The organism is Ruegeria sp. HKCCD6428 (genome assembly GCF_013110595.1).
Taxonomy (GTDB): domain Bacteria; phylum Pseudomonadota; class Alphaproteobacteria; order Rhodobacterales; family Rhodobacteraceae; genus Ruegeria.
This window is the reverse complement of record NZ_WVQX01000008.1, coordinates 174,004-190,346: the sequence shown is the minus strand read 5'-3', so window position 1 is coordinate 190,346 and position 16,343 is coordinate 174,004. Positions and strand designations below refer to the sequence as shown.

Here is a 16,343-nt window from a genome sequence, read left to right as displayed (position 1 = left end):
TCCTTTGCTTCCCAACTTCATTCGACCGGCGTTGAAAATTCCGGCACGCGCTTGATCTCTCTTAGTTGCCCTTTGGCACACCCCTTAGTGACTGCCTTCACTCCGCATTAGAAAACGATTCGGGTTCTTAGACCGAACAGGGTAATCCGGTCCTGATCGGGATTTAGAAGCGGGTCGGAAATGAATTGTACCGATGGCGTGATCTGCAGTCCGGGTGAGATTGAAAAGCGGTAGAAAGCTTCAAGCGTGAACTGATCGCCATCTATGCCTCTTGCTTCGGCCCAGTTTAGGCCCAGACCGGCCAAATCGGTGTTGCGACCATAGTAACCGAGACCGGCAGAAATCGACCGTTCATAAAGCGCTGCGGTTCCCTTCGAGGCCCCTGCACGGAAGAACGGCATCCATTTATTGTCAACAAACCATGCGGCGGAAAACGCTGCGCCGTAATCTTCTGCTCGACTGCCATCGTCAGCCGCATCCGCATGCCAGAGGGTCAGATGGATATTGTCGAAGTAGATGCGATCAAAGCCGGACGTGTACCCAAGTTCGAGCGACTTGAAGAGATTGCCGTCGCTAAACACATCAAAGTTTGGATCGGACGGGTCGGCGTTTGCGTCTGATACGCTGGCAACGGCGTAGAGGTTCTCGCTCAGCTTTACCCCACCGGCAATACCAAGGCCTTGGTTGGGCGTGTTGATTGTCGGGTTGGTATTGAAAGACAGGTTTTGAAAACCACTGTAGGGGCTTACCAACCCGTAGATATCCACAAAGTCCGTTACATCAATCTGCCCGATTTGCAGCGTCCACGACCCGTTTTCAGCCCTTTGGGTCCAGAACAGATTGGTCAGAAGCAAACCGTTGTCATTGAAGGCTGTCCCGGTGATCGAAAGCGCTCCGCCATCCAGCCCAAGAAACTGCGGGGCCACATCGGTATAGCTGTGCCGGTCTTCTATTTTGAATGTCAGAGACCCCCGTTCAGTTGCCTGCCAACTCCCGTAGAATCGCGCAATTCCGCTGGCCGCTTCGCCGGTTCCCAGATCCGCATTCGTGGTTTGGCCTAACGCCAGGTAATCAATATTGAACCGAAACCCACCCTCAGCCAGTTGGTCTTTCCACTCAAACCAACCCGGTGCGATGTTGCGTGGAAAATCGGAACGGTATTGTGGGTCGGTGAGCCCATCTCCGGGGGTAAGATCAGCTTCGACCGAAGAGGGCCCGGAAAGTCCTTGCGCCGAGGCAGCGCCAGCGACAGCAATACTTAGTGTAGCAGCCAGAAGTCTTATCATTCAGACGCCCTTGCCCTACCGGTCTTGCGATTGCCCGCCGCGCGAATGCGATCAGCGGCGCGCTGCTTCCATTCCAGCCTGTCAGCATTGGTTTCGAGCGTTTCGACACTTTCCGTTTCCAACTGGAAAGTCGCGTTCATGGGCATCTGGCCATCCACAACCATCATATTCTGAACAGACGGATCGATGGTCAGCATGCCCGTCAGCCGAACAGGTTCATGAAAATAGCTGGGCGCCCAGTCCCCGTTCAACCGCACACGGATCATCTGGTTGGGCGGAGGGGGAGGCATGTGACTGCACATCCCGCGTTCCGGAACCAAATACGCCACAGTCCGACCGTCCGGATCATTCGGAGCAGGAATGGCAAAGCCCGCAAGCGTGATTTTTTGACCGTCGAATTCCGGATTTCCGTTCGTGCCAGCCTTTCTTCGACGTTCCGTTACAACCTCCCGCTGACCGAGTAGCCAGTCGACATCAATTCCATTAGCTGCCAAAGCATCCTCAGTCTCGGTCAGAAGCATTTGCCACTTTTGCCGCTCGTCTTCACTACCACCGTCCTGCTGCAACCTGCCGCGTATACGCACAACGAAAAGAACATCGTCGAACTGTTCGGGGCTGAGATCACGATAGGGGTCATCAAAGACCTGCGCAGACGGATCTGGCAGGTCTGCCCAGTCCAACGCGGTTCCAGGCGTCGCCGCAGCATCATAACCGCACAAAACCAACCCTGCGAATACTGCGGAACAAAACCAATTTCGCATGAATCCTCTCCGGCTGCTTTATCTGGTCAATCCAGTGTGTTTTTGTAGATCACACCGTCCTTCATGATCAGGCGGATTGTTTCCGGGCTGTCCGGCCTCGGGTCGGCCCCAAACCATTGATCACCCGTTCCAACCATCGAGAAATCTTCGAGCGGATTACCGTCGATCAGCAGGATATCCGCATAGGCGCCTTCCTCGATCACACCGAGCTTGCCAGCTGTGTAAGGGTTCGAGAAATCGCCTGACAATGCTACGACCTCACCGCCGATTGACGTAAGCGTCACCATCGACTGGTACGGTCCGAAGAACTCGTTATTGAGATGTTTTTCATAAGCAATCTGGATGTTGCATGCTTCCACTGATCCCACGCAATCGGTCTGAAATCCGCGTTTTACCGGGCATTCCTTCATATTAGGAATGTAGTTCGCGAAAGTCGCGGACGCCGATATCGCTTTCGCGAGGCTCTTGGGCTCGTTCTTGACCGATGGGATATCCAACAAACCCGGATCAAAAGCCGTGAGGTTGGTCGTTATGTAAGCTCCTTTCTCGTTCATAATCTCGGCAATCTCGCAATCGAAGGAGAAGCCGTGTTCAATGGACATTACACCGGCCTCAAGGGCGTTCATGATTGCTTCCTTGCGATAAGAATGCGCCATGACATAGGTGCCGTATTCGGTGGCAACCTGAACGGCAGCTTCGATTTCTTCCTTGGAGCCGGCGAGCAACTGCCATGGGTCAAAGGCCGAGATCACTCCACCCGACTGCATGAATTTCAGCTGTGTCGCCCCCATGCGCATGTTATTACGACCATACAGGTAGACATCATCGACACCGCTGACCTGTTGCGCCATGTTCAGATTACCGAAGTTGGTCTGTCCGCCCGGCGGCGAGGTGAAGGATGCGAAGTCAGCGTGGCCGCCGCGTGTCCCGAGGAACGCGCCTGACGCATAGTGACGAGGACCGACGATCTGTCCGGCGTCGATGGCCCTCCGCAGACCGCCGTTGGCGCCGCCAGCATCTCTTACAGTCGTAAATCCTTGCATCAGGTACATCTCGGCCATCCTGGTTCCATGGATGCCAAAATCCTCCCAGGTCGAGTTCGTTTCCATGGAAGCGATAGACGGTCCCATGAGCATGAGGTGTGCGTGAAGCTCGATGAAGCCAGGTGTTAGTGTCCTACCGCCGCCATCGATCACCTCCGCATTGGGGGCATCGATCGCATCAGTTGAGACGACCTTGATAAGGTTGCCCTCAACCAGAACGCTTGCATTTTCGATCCGCTGTTCATTGACGCCATCGAAGACATGCACGTTGGTAAACAGCGTTTGGGGTTCTTCTTGATCCTGAGCCTGCGCGGTCGTCGAAAAAGAAAGAACTGCCGCGACAATTGCCGTCGAGCAAAGAGACATTCGTAAGCCGGACATAAGTACTCCCTTCATATTCATGTTTTGCCAACTATAGTCTGGAATTCATTGGCTCGGTTGCCCCTTTTGAATTAGGATGTACGAATGTGACTGCAAAAATGGCCACTTCTTAAAGCTAATCCAGACAAGGGTTATGAGCTTGCCTTTCAACTCCACCTCCCGAGAGCATAGCGAGGGCTTTATTCGCCTCTCTTTAGCTGCTCCGTTTCTGCAATATCTCACCGAACGTAAGATCAATCCGCAACCAGCATTGGATCAGGTCGGATTGAAAGCCGAACTGTTGACTAACCCATCCGTGTTCGTTCACTCAGAGTTGGTTTACGGCTTGGTAAATGCTTTCTCAGAAGTGTCAGGGGATCGATACCTTGGACTGAATGTCGGAGAGACGTTTGACCTGCAAGAGTGGCCTCCATTCGCTCAAGCCCTGCGAACTACAAAGACGCTGTTCGAGTTTTTTACCCGCTTTGTTGGGCTCGTACCTCAGGAGTCCAATTCTGTGCGGCACAGCCTCATTATTGAAGCGGACAAAGCGACTTATCGTGTCGATAGACAACAGGAGCCAACTGTCCCACCCGTTCAGGTAACAGGTTTTGGTGCTGCAATCTATGTACGCCTGTTGCAGACCGTCGTCGGCGATGCCTGGGACTCTTCGCGTGTGCGATGGGAAAGCAGATACATCAATGGTTTGCCTGTCAAATACAAAGGGATCGAGGTTGGCCTTGGAACCGATCCCGGAATGCAAATTAGTTTTCCTGTTGAATGGTTGTTTTTACACCATGTCTCTGACGGCTCTGCCAAGCCGATGGCCTCACCGCGACAAGATGAAGAAGTAACTGTGGTGGCTGCTTTGCGCTCTGTATTGCGCGGCAAACTGGATGAAACCGATTTGGGGCCGGAGATGGTGGCCGAGTTGCTGGGAATACAGCCGGAACGGTTCCTGAAAGCGCTTCAAAAACAAGGCACAACGTTACCGCGCGAAATCAAACGGCTGCGTATCGATGTCGCCAAGGAACACCTCAAAGAAGACCAGATGACAATTGCGGAGATTGGTCTGATGCTAGGCTATTCTGACAAGTCCCATTTCACTCGCTTTTTCCGAGGTCAGACCGGAATGACACCGACCAAGTTCCGAAGCAAGTAAATGTGGTCGAGCCAAATGAACGCTTCGAAGATTAGGTCCTCGTGGGATCAGTTCGGAGAAGTTGTAGTGCGACGTTGAACAGGTTAGTCGACGACATGAATGGTTGGTTGCCACCGCCGATACAACCTCTGCAACTGGCCGTTTCGTTGTGTATTTCGGAGTTAGCAAAGCTTGGTTGCGAAGGTCCGCTTCGGGCTGATTGTGGTCCTTTAGAGCAAGAATGCGGATGGCTGCAAAGTCCGCTACTCGGACCATGGTCCTGTTCAAACCAAAGTCCGGTTCCGCACATAAGCAGTCAGAGGGACGTCAAAGCAGACGTTGCCCCCGTGCTGAGCCCCATGGCTATATGTATATGTGTCCTGTTTCTTGTGACGCCTCTCGGATCAATTTCCGGTTTGGCGTCACAGTATTTAGGACGGCCTCGATTCAAACTGGCTCAACCACCACCCAACCGTCACAACCATTGGGACGGAGTGTCCTGTTTTTTGTGCGGGGCTTCTGTTTTTGCCGCCAAGACACGAAACGCTTCGTTGCTGGTTTTCCGTCGCGTGTCGGCACTTCGCCCAGCGCCCAGACTGATGCCTTGCCGATACCAGACGGACCAAGATGCGGGGCTTTTGTCATGGTAATGAACCCGCGTTGCTGAAGTTCACGAAACCAAGGGCCAACCGTGTTGCGGTGAACGTTTAACGCCGTTGCCGCGTCGCGGTGGCTTAGAATGATATCGCCGTTGTTTGATCCGTTGTAGCGGCGTTTCAGTTCGACGTAGAGCGCCCTTGGACCCGGTGGCAGGGTTGCCCAGGCTTCAGACGCTTGCAGCCACTCAGGAAGCTGGACATGACGCCCAGTCCCCTTTTTCTGACGTTTGTACGGCCTTGCCATTACTTGCACCCTTTCTGGGTCATCAGGGCCAGCCAAACGCTCACTTCGCGGATTTCAGTCTTGTGTGAAATTATGCGCTCGTCCAATAGCGCCTTGCACGTCCAGAGAATCCGTCTCTGGTTTGAATACCATTGATTGCTGCTCATAACCGTGTGCCCTTCGTTGTTGAGCAAACAAGGCGCTGGGCGTATGGTGCAGACGTTCCCGCAAAGAACATTCCCGCCCCACGCCCAGGCGCCAGGTCTGGGTGGGGTGGGTCTTATTGCCTATGTGCGGCGATTGCAGCGTCGATATCAGCTTCGGCCCAATACAGGCGCGAACCGATTTTCACGGGCTTGGGCAATCGGCCCAATTCCACGTCGCGGTAGATAGTGGTGCGGCCTCGGCCACCGAGTTTTTCTTGCAGGTCGCGGAAGGTGAGATAACGCATCTGAGAACGCTCGTTTGTGCTGCGCGGTACACAAAAGGTCGGCCATTTTTTCGAATAGGGGAATAAGGAAACAAGATGTTCCCCTAGGGGACTATCAACTTCCCCCACTTGCTATAATCCGTGTCAGCTAGGCCTCAAACTACGTATCTGACTTACTAATTCGTTGGACGGTGTAACCGGTGGGTAACTGTTCTCAATCGTGCCGCCTTCAAACTGCACTTTCCATAAGTTCCAGTCTGATACGCTAGGCCAAGCTTCGATAATTCGCTGATAGTGCAAAACGGTGGACACCAACTTGAGTGTTTTAGGCAGTGGTTGGACCATAGGATGTGAGGGCCCACTATCAGCCCCGATAAGAGTTTTTGCCGCACAAATATGTGCTGCTGACCTGTATTTTCGGAAATAGGATTTGATCGTGGAGATGTCTCCAACAATAGCTTTCTCTTGGTAATCCCACCCGTTGGGTTTAGGTACCTTAAACAGTATCTTGTCGGAGCTGTACGCTAGCTCAGATGCGATTTTACTCGCTTCGTTGATGCTTGTTGGACTGCCGTCTTCATTTAAGTGCGCCATTATCAACGCAACTATGCCAGACAGATACACTTGTGCAGAGCGTTTATTTAGAGCGTGCAATACACTCTGAGTCACATCGCTGAAACGCCAATTCTTAGGGTCAGAATGATGGCTATGAAACTCTGATTGCAAAAGCTGAAGCGCCTGCAACGCACTTTTGTCGTCGTATGCGTAGAACGCCAGAATATCGAGGCTTTGAACAGCCGTCGGTTTAATACTTCCGTCGTTTTGGTTAATATAGAAGCAACGATTCATAGCTGTACAATCTTCTGGTCCGCTTTAGCCAATTGTTGCCGCGCCCATCGATCCATTAGCGTTTTTCTTTGTTCAAGAAAATCCGTTCGTCGATAACTCCGCTCCACAGCTCCGCCGACAACATGGCCCAGCGCCGTCTCTGCAATATCGTGCGGGGTATTGGTCGCCTCGGCAACCCAATCGCGGAAGCTGGATCGAAACCCGTGCGGACGCTCCACCATGCCGCGCCGCTCCATAAGCTTGCTCATGGTCATGTCCGATATCACGCCCTTGCGGACACCGGGGAATAGGAAGCCATCTCTCGCAAACGGAGTGGCCTCAGCAATTACACTTTGGGCCTCTTTCGACAACGGCACCCGGAAATCACTTGTCGCACCCTTGCGCCCTTTCATGGCCTCTGCGGGGATTGTCCAGATATCACCGTCGATCTGGTCAAGGTGCAGGTAACGCAGGGGATAGCTACGCACCGCTGTCAGTATCAGAAGGCGCAGCGCCAGTTCAGCGGTCGTGCCGCCATCCAAGGATTGATAGAACGCGGGCACATCCTTCCACGGCATGGCCGGGATATTGGTCACCTTGTGCCTTTGCTTGCCCAATAGGGCTTTAGCCTTTTCCGTCGCCTGCAGATCCACGTCCAAGCCCAGCGCTGCCGCATGGCGCATACAGATAGACAGGCGGTTCATGGCTTTGCGCGCCGTATCGGCCTTGGTGTGCCAGATCGGAGCAAGGGTGTCGCGTATGTCGCGCTGGTCAATCTGCGATACGGGCATTTTTCCCAGCTTCGGCAAAACGTGCAGTTCCAAGGGGCTGAACCACCGCCCAGCCTTCCCGTCGCCTTTCAATTCGGCCTTGCGGCTTTCAAAGGCGTCTTTGGCGATGTCGGCCAGAATGTTGAGATTGCGTTGAGCTTCGCGGCTCTGGCGTCCCCGCTCCTTTATGGCGTCTTTGCCAACCCGCACCACCGCCTGCCATTTCTCGGCTGCTTGCCGCGCTGCTTTCAACGAAACCGCCGGGAAGCTGCCAAGCCCCATTTCATGCCGCCGCCCGAACAGGGTGTAGCGCAGAAACCATTGCGCGCCGCCATCGGGCCGCTTGTGAAACCATAGACCGCCCCCGTCCGAATACTTGCCTGGGGCTTTAGCCTTGAGTTCAGCGCTGGAAAGTTTGTGTTTTGGCCGTGCCATTCTATATCCACCTTTCTACCCACCCCTAGATATGGGGTATAGTGGTACAGAATGGTATGGCGTGAAACAAATAAATGTATATTTCAGACATGGTTAGAGCAAGATGGGTGTTCCATGGTGCTCCAAGATTTTAGTTTTGGATGCCCTTCAGCGGCACCAGATTTCATCGAAATCGTAAGGGAAATACTTCTGCTAAGAAAGAATTGTTCTTACTATGTTCTTGTGCCGGGATATATATAACGCAGTTAAAACGGACGTCCGCATGCTCTATAGCGAAGGATCGCTTCGAGCCCGTATTGACCGATGCTGTATTGATCACGAGCGTCTGGTCTCAAAAAAACGGGCCAAAATGTCACAAAATCAAAAGCGATTTTGTCAATGGTTCGTGACACAAGATTTATGAACGATTTCGGTGATGGTGCGAAAAGTGACAGAATCGACCGTTTTTGCAACAAACCGACCTGAGTTCTGCCACTTTGAGTAGAGACTGTGATGGGTTCGGGGCACTTATCTTCCCAAGGAATGTGTTGACACTGGCGGCTCCCATTCCGAGACTATGCAAACCGTTTCACCTCCTTGAGGTTCGCCGTTTGCCTAACCTAATTGCCTGTCCATCATGCGGCAAAGAAGTCAGTCGAAGGGCTCGATCCTGCCCACAATGCGGAGAACCAGAACCGGGAACGGCACAGCGGCAATATGACAAAGAGAGGCTTCTGAGCGAGTTTCAGGATCGAGTTTTGCCCGCCAAAGTGATCCATATCGTCGATTTTGGCGCTTATGCGCAAATCTCCTATGATGGGATGATTTTTGATGGTCTTGTCCACGTCTCACAACTCTCGAACTCGCGCTTAGAGCATCCTAATGAGATAGTTTCAGAAGGAGATACTATCTCCGTAAAAGTCCTGGGAATAAGTGAGCACGGTATACCCCGCTTATCAATGAAGGATGCGTGACCGGGAATTCTAAGATTTACATCGATCAACTCAGGGCGGTGCACGCACTTCAAACCCAATTCGACCGTTTTTGATAATGCGGCAATCGTCAAAGCAACCATTGGCGTAGCCGCAGCGAAGGGGCGCTTTGTCCGAATAGTGATCGCTCGCGATATTCGGGCGAACGACTACAACGAACCCATTTTAGCCATGAAACATGAGCGCGTTTTTGGTGAAGTGCTATCCCTCCGGAGTGTACCAAATGGGCGAAGTATAAGCCCGTTCTTGTGTGGATGTCGGTACTTCTTCAGGTAGTTCGTCGCCGAACCGAATAGCTTCGTAAACCGTCCATCGCGGCGTGGGGATTTCCAGCACGCGCGCGTAGTAAAAAGCCTTTTGTTCCGGATCAAATTCGGGATCAGACCAGACGGTTATCAATTCTGGCGATCCGATTGAGTTCGTGAACGTACCGGTTTCGACGTTCACGGTATTGCCGACAGGCGGCAGCTTGCCATCCGCACCGAGATCCCGATCGCCGGACCAGACGACATCAAAAACCTTTTCTTGCGTCTCTCCGTCTTCTGTTAGCCAGCCCTTGACTATCTGAATACGATCCAGATTACCCGAGTACGGATCCTTGAGTGCAGCGACGAGAAAATTTGGCGCTAAGGCATCACCGGGCGCTTTCGGTAGATCTGCCCCCATGGGTACGCCTTTGTCATAACCAATCTTCGCAGGAAGCCACGATTGAGCGTCGTTTTCTTCGAAATCCCATCCCCCGAAGAAACGTACCGTGATCCGACTGCCTGTTGTCCCATATACTTCCTTACGTTCCATCGCGTCGAAAATAGATGCTCGTGTATTTTCTTCGGCCCAAACCGCCGCATAACCAGAGGCAGCCATCTGCCAGCCCAGAATTTTGGTCGCTTCAAACTCGCCGACAACATGCTGCCAACGCCCAGGCTCAGGTTCCACGCCCGAGTGCTTACCAAAAAAGTTATCTTCCTGGGCTGTCGCCAAAGCCGTGTGACTGTCTGTGGATCCCACGACACCGAACTTGTAAGGGTTGGTCCCAAGCTGCGCCTCGAGCTTCAGGCCATTTTTTAAAGCCTCGCGAGCATACTCGTACTGCAACATCCAGTCTTCTTTGGGGACAGGGCCAAGGTTTGCGACGTCCCACGTTTCGTAATCTGCAAACTCGTCATTTGGGCTCAGGAACGGGTGGGCCTCGCCGTCGCCTTTGATCTGAGTGATCTCATAAAGTGGCTCCCATTTTGCGCGTCTTTCCGCGTAATCTCCTGTGAGCGGTTCGCCGGTATCGGGGTTTGTCTCGACAGGAAACATCAAGCCATTGGAAACATTGCCATTGTGCGCCAATGCGAGGACGCGCCCTCCTGTCGTTTCTTCGTATCTTTCCATCCAATCCCACAGATCTTCCGGATTGAATGTCTCGGCAGTCGTAAACGGCAACATTTGCCGCGCCCGAATCCTGTCGTCCCTATAGATGACATTGCGGTGCAAGTTGTTGCCACCTTCCGTCGAGGTCCATTCGTAGCCGATAAACGCGGTAAACGATCCCGGTTGATCATAAGCATCTGCAGTTTCCGTAAAGTCATCCCAAACTGACTGTACGAAACGACGGTCAGCAATCGCCTCCGGCAAAGTTTCACCGGTAATTCCAGCGAAAGTCTCGATAACCTCCATTGTCGCTCCAAGGGCAACATTCCCTCCTTGGTTCAACCTGTCGTTCCAGTCGCGTAACGTTGGATCGCCCATCAAAGTTGCGTTCCCCGCGACGATCTCGTTCATCGCGCCCATCGCGTCTGAATGGTCTGAAACAACGAGCCAATCGAGCGGGCGAGACAGCTTCGCCCGTAGGCCGTGAGAAGTAGTTACTTCTTCTCCACGCGCAAACCGAAACGCGTCTGAAGGCGAAAGAAGTACACCAAACGCACGCGCGTCGAGTGAGAGCGATGTATGCAAGTGGGTGTCGCCCCAAAGAGGTCTAGTTGGAAAGTCGCGTCCTGCATAAGGCGAAAACGCATCTGATGCAGGGGCATGCATGTCGGCCCCCGAGATGGTCATTTCACCAACTTGTCCACCCTCGGCGGTTTCCTGTGCCCAAGCAGAGGTCGAGGACAAACAGAGACAAAAGAATAAGGTCGCACTGAAAGGAACATTCATGGCTATATTCCCAGCTAATCAGAATATAACTCATGCGACCATTCTCATATGCTTGCTGTCAACCTCGTTTTTGTTTCCGCGAAGAGCTTCAGTACTTGGTTGAATTGGTGTGTAACTACCCAAATCCCTCGCCGCGTCTTAGTCTCGTTTACGGCGGAACCAAACAGCGGCTTTGTCCGCAGAGCATTCACTGATGCACTGCGCAACGAGGACGGCTCCGAGCCCAGATCAAACGTTCATTTCTAACCGCTTATAGCCTTTGAAAGTCGCATGCGGGCGTTCAGTGTAAGCCTGATGGTAGCTGCTTTCGTTGACTTCCGACTTCCTCAAAGTACGCACATGCGATTGCACTAGAGCTTGATGCGGAATGCCGCGAAGCCATCTGCTCCATCTCCGGCATCTTCGATTAAAACGCCTTTGACATCGGCGATGTAGTCTCGGGCCTTTGGGCCGGTCTCGAATAGCACGGTTGTGTTCTCTAAAGGAGCAAATGACCAGTTGCCGTCCGCTTTTGGGTTGATCGTTCCCTGTTCGACAATATAGCGCACGATAACGTCGCGATTAGTGTCCGGGGCTTCGAACACGATTGTATCACCCAATGCGCCGGGGAATGAACCGCCACCCGATGCACGATAATTGTTTGTGGCGATGATGAACTCCATGTCATCGGTGACCGGTTCGCCTTGGAAGGACAAGTTCACAATTCGAGCCGCATCGGGATTCACCTCTTCCCCCTTTGGCCCAAAGCGCGACGGCTGCGACAGGTCGATCTGGTATGTTACGCCATCCATCACATCGAAATTGTAGGATGGAAACTCTGGATTCAGAAGAACCGCATCCTCTGAGCCTCGCTCGATCTGGTTGAACATACCGGCCGAACGCTCCAGCCAACCACGCAGTTGAACACCGTTCACCCGCACCGCGCGCACTGTGTTGGGATAGAGATACAGATCAGCCACATTTTTTATAGCAACATCCCCGACCGGGACGTCGGTGTAATAGTCCGGGCCCCCGCGACCACCCGCCTTGAACGGCGCCGCCGCTGACAGGATCGGCAATCCTTCGTGCTCGGTGCCTTTCAGCATTTCTTCGACATACCATTTCTGTGCGATCGAAACGATCTGTACAGACGGATCATCAGCAACCAATGCAAAATAGCTGTGCAACGGGGCAGATGTTTTGCCAACGGCTCGACGGACATAGGCGAGCGTTTCGTCGTGATCCTTCGCAACCGAGTCGAGAACCTTCTGATCGTCTCCGACCAATGCAGTGATTGAGCGGTCTTCATTGCGTTTGGAAATCGCGCGGGCCTCGGACGTGGTGGTAACCACGCGCCACTCATTTCCTTCCCGTTCCAGCAGCAGGTCCAACAACCCAAGATGTGAACCCCAGAAGCCGCCCATAACAGCAGGTTTACCCATCAGGGTGCCCTTTTCGACGTCGATGCCGGGTCGGTCCGCAAATGTCGGCGAGGGAAAGACAAGGTGATTGTGCCCCGTGACCAGAGCGTCGATTCCGTCAACACCCGCCAAAACGACTGAGGCGTTTTCCATACCGTCCTCATGATTGGCGTCGCCGATCCCAGAATGTGAAAGGGCGATGATTAGGTCACATCCTTGTTCCTTCATCTCTGGCACGTATGCCCGCGCGGTTTCGACGATATCGCGGGCCTGAACATTGCCTTCCAGATGCTTTCGGTCCCAGTTCATGATCTGCGGCGGCGTAAAGCCTATGACACCGATTTTGATTGAGTGCTTGGTCCCATCACCCATTTCGATTTCACGGTCGATGATTGTATATGGTTTGATCAGCGTTTTGTCGTCACGCGGAGTTGCGCCTTGTGACTTTGCAACATTGGCCAAAACGACCGGGAACTCTGCGCCCGCGAGTGATTTTTCCAGGAAATCCAGCCCGTAGTTGAATTCGTGATTGCCCAGAGTTGCAGCATCATAGCCAACAGTGTTGAACGCGGTGATGATGGGGTGCGCATCCCCTTCTTTCATGCCACGCTCATAGGCGATGTAGTCGCCCATTGGGTTCCCTTGAAGAAAGTCACCGTTGTCGACCAAGATCGAATTTGTCGCCTCAGCGCGAATTTCGTTGATGATTGAGGCCGTACGGGACAAGCCCACTGTGTCACGGGGTTTGTCGGCATAATAGTCATAGGGGAACACATGAACATGGATGTCCGTTGTTTCCATGATGCGCAGATGCGCTTGATTGTTGGATGCCAAAACTGAAAAAGGATGCAAGGTGATGGCCGCTGCACCGGCTGTTGTTGCAAGAAATTGGCGACGCGAAATTGACGAGCGGTTGGAAAAAGACATGGGTCACCTTTCGAGTTGGCTGGCAATGAGAATAGTTGCCGGTATTGCATAACGATCTTATGACAGTGTCTTCTAACACATTTTGCAGACTTATTTCAGGGGATATGGACGATCCCATGCACCAGATCCATGAAGTCGCTAAATGATTGGATCAGGTGAAACCAAGCCGGGACTGGTTTGACAACGTATGTGAAGAATAATCAGTGCCTTTTCCCATCACCCGTGCTGTATTGTCGGCGCAAAACTATTCTGGAGATGGTTGTTGGAGCCGGCATTTGCCGATGTGTTGCCCATGCCTGCCAGCGACGTACACTACCGATAATCGACGTGAACGACGCTGCCCGCGTTGCCGTTGCCATGACTTAAGAAGGACGCACCGGGATACATCTTTTGTTGTCACGCAATCTCCGTACCTGAGGCCCAGTGAAAGCTGACTGTAAACATTTGGCCAATCGTCGACTCAGAGCAGGCGGCCGAAAAACATTTAGCTCCGCCGCGACATTTCGAAAGTCTGGTGTTACTGACGGTGAGTTATGATGCTAAAACCCTCTTCGGGTGATGGTGGCACAAAATGCCGCGCAATACGCCGATATTGATCTTCCGTCGCTGCAAATGCATGCGCGCCTTCTCTGTTGCGCTTGTGCAGCCGGTGCAGACAAACCTCATCTGACACATCCAAAAAGTGAAGGTGGTGCTTCGCAGCAGTGTCTTCCAGCAGGTCGCGCATCCAGGCCCTGTTTTCAATTGTGTTCGCTGGAAAATCGAGAACGGCCGAAACGCCAGCCTTCAGCAGAGCAGCCACGTGAGGACCCATGACCAGTCGCAGTTTCAAAGCGCAGTCTACATAATCCTGCAAGGACTTCATTTGATCCCCAAACAGCGCGCTAAGCCATTCATCTTCTGAAATGAGCACGGCCCCGTCACTTTTCGCAAGTCTCGCTGCCAGAGTTGATTTTCCTGAAGCAATTTTGCCGCATAACAAGTGGAGCGTTGGAATAGCCTGTAACATAGAGCGAACTCCCGGATTACCTGATGGTCCCTGCGCTAAGTTGGTCTGCCAATTGATCAAACACCAACCTGATCCTTCGTGCGGTATGTAGCTCGGAGTGCGTCGCCAGCCAAATCGGGAACTTAAACGGCTCACGGTCGGGGAGCACGCGCTCGACGCCGGGTGTTAGGGCAGCCACGTCATCCGACATTACACATATGCCAAACCCTTGGCGCACCAGCTCCCAGGATACAATCCCGCTTTGTGAGCCGACCCGGAAGCTTTTTCGGGTGACCTTAATGCCCGCCGGATCAAGAAAACCGATCATCGTGTCAATGTCACCAAATCCGACAAAGTCCAACTTAGCGAGTTCGCCTTCATTTTTTGGCCGTCCAACCTGATCAAGGTACGAAGGTGCCGCGTAGAAATGTGCCGTGGCCTCGGCGACAAGCTTTGCCGTCAGATCCGGCTGCGTCGGACGTACATGTCGGATGGCGATATCAGCCTCACGTCGCTGTATGTCTCGTATGTCATTTGCAGCAACGATGTCTATCTCCAGTCGCGGTGCTGCAAGTCGGATCTTTTTCAGTATAGGCGGTAGCTGATAGGCAGACATCACATCGGACGCAGTGATCCTGACTTGACCTTCAACAGCTTGCGACTGACTTGTCGCAGTAAGTGAAATCCTGTTCGCCACATCCGCCATTTCTCTGACATGCAACAAAAGCTCGGCGCCAGCAGTCGTCAAATTAAGCGACTTGCCGACTCTTTCGAACAGGGTGATGCCAAGTGCCATTTCCAGCGCGGCAACTTGCCGGCCGACAGTGGGTTGAGTTTGCTCAAGAACGCGCGCCGCTGCGGAAAACGAGCCTTCTTCGGCGGTGGCAAGAAAGGACCGCACCTGATTCCAGTCGAAATTGATGGCTTTCCAGTTCATGCATTTATGCATAACACTTCTGCGGATTGTGGCAATTTCATAAATGATTGTTTGGAAGTAAAGGATACGGCAACAACCTTGTAAGAGAGTAATGAAATGGCTGCTTTATCCAAGGATGCTGCATTCTGGAGTAAAATCTCGCGAAAGTATGCGGCAGACCCAATCCGCAACATGGAAGGGTATCTGAAAACACTCGAGCTGACGAAGTCGTACCTGAATGCCGAGGACAACGTACTGGAAATCGGGTGCGGGACGGGTTCAACCGCGCTGCTGCTTGCGCCGCATGTCGCCCATGTCACTGCCACGGATCTCGCTCCGGGCATGATCGAAATTGCCGATGAGAAGCTTGATAAAGAAGGTCTGGAGAATGTCACTTTCAAGGTGGCCGACGTTCTTGAGCACAGTTTTGACGAAGGCTCTTACGATGCCGTCTTGGCGCATAACTTGCTTCATCTTCTGCCCGATTTGGACCAAGCGCTCGAGCACATTGCTGCGCTGACAAAACCGGGTGGGCTTTTCATATCCAAAACCGTCTGCGCGCCTGAGAGCGGTGGTTTCCAGTTTGCGATGATCAGTCGGATCGCAATCCCAATCATGCAGGCTTTTGGGAAAGCCCCATTTGTGAACTTCGTGTCTGGATCGGCACTTGAGAGGAAAATTGCGTCCGCAGGCTTTGAAGTTCTTTATACTTCTGATCAAGCCTCGATGCTCCAGAGTCGTTATATTGTCGCGCAAAAAACAATAAGCTCCAGTTCGTACAGCTTCGTCCTTTGAAATGATCTTTGCATCACAGTGTTTTATATAAACTGTTCACAAGTGATCGGATGTTACAAAGGTCTGTTTCCGATTTAATAATGCGACTGCGAGTGGCAGCATTAGTCCGCATAGCGATCGCTCGCGATATTCAGGCGAATGTCAGCATCGATTCCGAAGCAGAAGAAAAAGTGCTCCAGCAAACGCTTTGGCGTGGTTCCGAAATGCGGCGAATTCAGTCGTGACCAATTACGTGTTTGAAGCGCTGGAAAAAGGTATCGGTCAG

At 52.7% G+C, this 16,343-nt stretch carries 15 protein-coding genes; 3 read left to right on the top strand and 12 right to left on the bottom strand.

All coding sequences use genetic code 11. The features are described from left to right. Window positions 1-107: 107 nt before the first annotated feature. The 3 genes from GS620_RS17380 to GS620_RS17370 are packed head-to-tail and all read right to left on the bottom strand — an operon-like array spanning window position 108 to window position 3,492. A complete protein-coding gene (locus tag GS620_RS17380; protein WP_171617174.1) occupies window positions 108-1,286 on the bottom strand; it encodes a carbohydrate porin in 1,179 nt (392 codons plus the stop codon). Further along, window positions 1,283-2,047: a DUF3299 domain-containing protein gene (locus tag GS620_RS17375; RefSeq protein WP_171617171.1), complete on the bottom strand. Its 765-nt coding sequence runs from the start codon at window positions 2,045-2,047 to the stop codon at window positions 1,283-1,285. Before GS620_RS17375 ends, GS620_RS17380 begins: the two co-directional genes overlap by 4 nt. A gap of 26 nt (window positions 2,048-2,073) precedes the next feature. After that, window positions 2,074-3,492, bottom strand: a complete 1,419-nt coding sequence (locus GS620_RS17370; RefSeq protein ID WP_253283980.1) for an amidohydrolase family protein — start codon at window positions 3,490-3,492, stop codon at window positions 2,074-2,076. A 112-nt stretch (window positions 3,493-3,604) separates the two neighbouring features. On the opposite strand from GS620_RS17370, the gene GS620_RS17365 reads away from it, so the two are divergent. After that, complete coding sequence (locus tag GS620_RS17365; protein ID WP_171617169.1) at window positions 3,605-4,612, top strand: AraC family transcriptional regulator; 1,008 nt, start codon at window positions 3,605-3,607, stop codon at window positions 4,610-4,612. A gap of 426 nt (window positions 4,613-5,038) precedes the next feature. On the opposite strand, the gene GS620_RS17360 is transcribed toward GS620_RS17365, so the two are convergent. The 5 genes from GS620_RS17360 to GS620_RS17335 form a co-directional block, all read right to left on the bottom strand. Then, on the bottom strand, window positions 5,039-5,530 hold the full coding sequence (locus GS620_RS17360; RefSeq protein WP_253283978.1) for a hypothetical protein: 492 nt from the start codon (window positions 5,528-5,530) through the stop codon (window positions 5,039-5,041). Between the two features lie 223 nt (window positions 5,531-5,753). Then, entirely contained in the window at window positions 5,754-5,924 is a 171-nt protein-coding gene (locus GS620_RS17355) for an AlpA family transcriptional regulator (protein ID WP_171120901.1), read from the bottom strand. A gap of 123 nt (window positions 5,925-6,047) precedes the next feature. Further along, window positions 6,048-6,752, bottom strand: a complete 705-nt coding sequence (locus tag GS620_RS17350) for a hypothetical protein (RefSeq protein WP_171233360.1) — start codon at window positions 6,750-6,752, stop codon at window positions 6,048-6,050. Next, window positions 6,749-7,936 carry a site-specific integrase gene (locus GS620_RS17345; protein ID WP_171120897.1) on the bottom strand — a complete coding sequence of 396 codons (1,188 nt, stop codon included), beginning with the start codon at window positions 7,934-7,936 and terminating at the stop codon, window positions 6,749-6,751. Before GS620_RS17345 ends, GS620_RS17350 begins: the two co-directional genes overlap by 4 nt. 614 nt (window positions 7,937-8,550) lie before the next feature. Then, entirely contained in the window at window positions 8,551-8,760 is a 210-nt protein-coding gene (locus GS620_RS17335) for a hypothetical protein (RefSeq protein WP_171616948.1), read from the bottom strand. On the opposite strand from GS620_RS17335, the gene GS620_RS22315 reads away from it, so the two are divergent. Further along, entirely contained in the window at window positions 8,686-8,889 is a 204-nt protein-coding gene (locus GS620_RS22315; RefSeq protein ID WP_371809393.1) for a S1 RNA-binding domain-containing protein, read from the top strand. The two genes, GS620_RS17335 and GS620_RS22315, sit on opposite strands and share 75 nt — an antisense overlap. Window positions 8,890-9,108: 219 nt before the next feature. Here the strand turns inward: GS620_RS22315 and GS620_RS17330 are convergent, their stop codons facing one another. The 4 genes from GS620_RS17330 to GS620_RS17315 all read right to left on the bottom strand — a co-directional run bounded on the left by GS620_RS17330 (window position 9,109) and on the right by GS620_RS17315 (window position 15,304). Then, window positions 9,109-11,052, bottom strand: coding sequence for a DUF3604 domain-containing protein (locus GS620_RS17330; RefSeq protein ID WP_171617168.1), 1,944 nt, complete (start codon window positions 11,050-11,052; stop codon window positions 9,109-9,111). 350 nt (window positions 11,053-11,402) lie between these two features. Continuing rightward, on the bottom strand, window positions 11,403-13,379 hold the full coding sequence (locus GS620_RS17325; protein WP_171617166.1) for a bifunctional 2',3'-cyclic-nucleotide 2'-phosphodiesterase/3'-nucleotidase: 1,977 nt from the start codon (window positions 13,377-13,379) through the stop codon (window positions 11,403-11,405). Window positions 13,380-13,896: 517 nt separating this feature from the next. Beyond that, window positions 13,897-14,388, bottom strand: coding sequence for an ATP-binding protein (locus GS620_RS17320; protein WP_171363492.1), 492 nt, complete (start codon window positions 14,386-14,388; stop codon window positions 13,897-13,899). 16 nt (window positions 14,389-14,404) lie between these two features. Then, window positions 14,405-15,304, bottom strand: coding sequence for a LysR family transcriptional regulator (locus GS620_RS17315; protein WP_171206647.1), 900 nt, complete (start codon window positions 15,302-15,304; stop codon window positions 14,405-14,407). Window positions 15,305-15,400: 96 nt separating this feature from the next. Between GS620_RS17315 and GS620_RS17310 the strand changes: the two genes are divergently transcribed. Further along, the gene (locus GS620_RS17310) at window positions 15,401-16,078 is read left to right on the top strand and encodes a class I SAM-dependent methyltransferase (protein WP_171617164.1); all 678 of its coding nucleotides are present in this window, start codon (window positions 15,401-15,403) and stop codon (window positions 16,076-16,078) included. The last annotated feature ends 265 nt before the right edge of the window (window positions 16,079-16,343 follow it).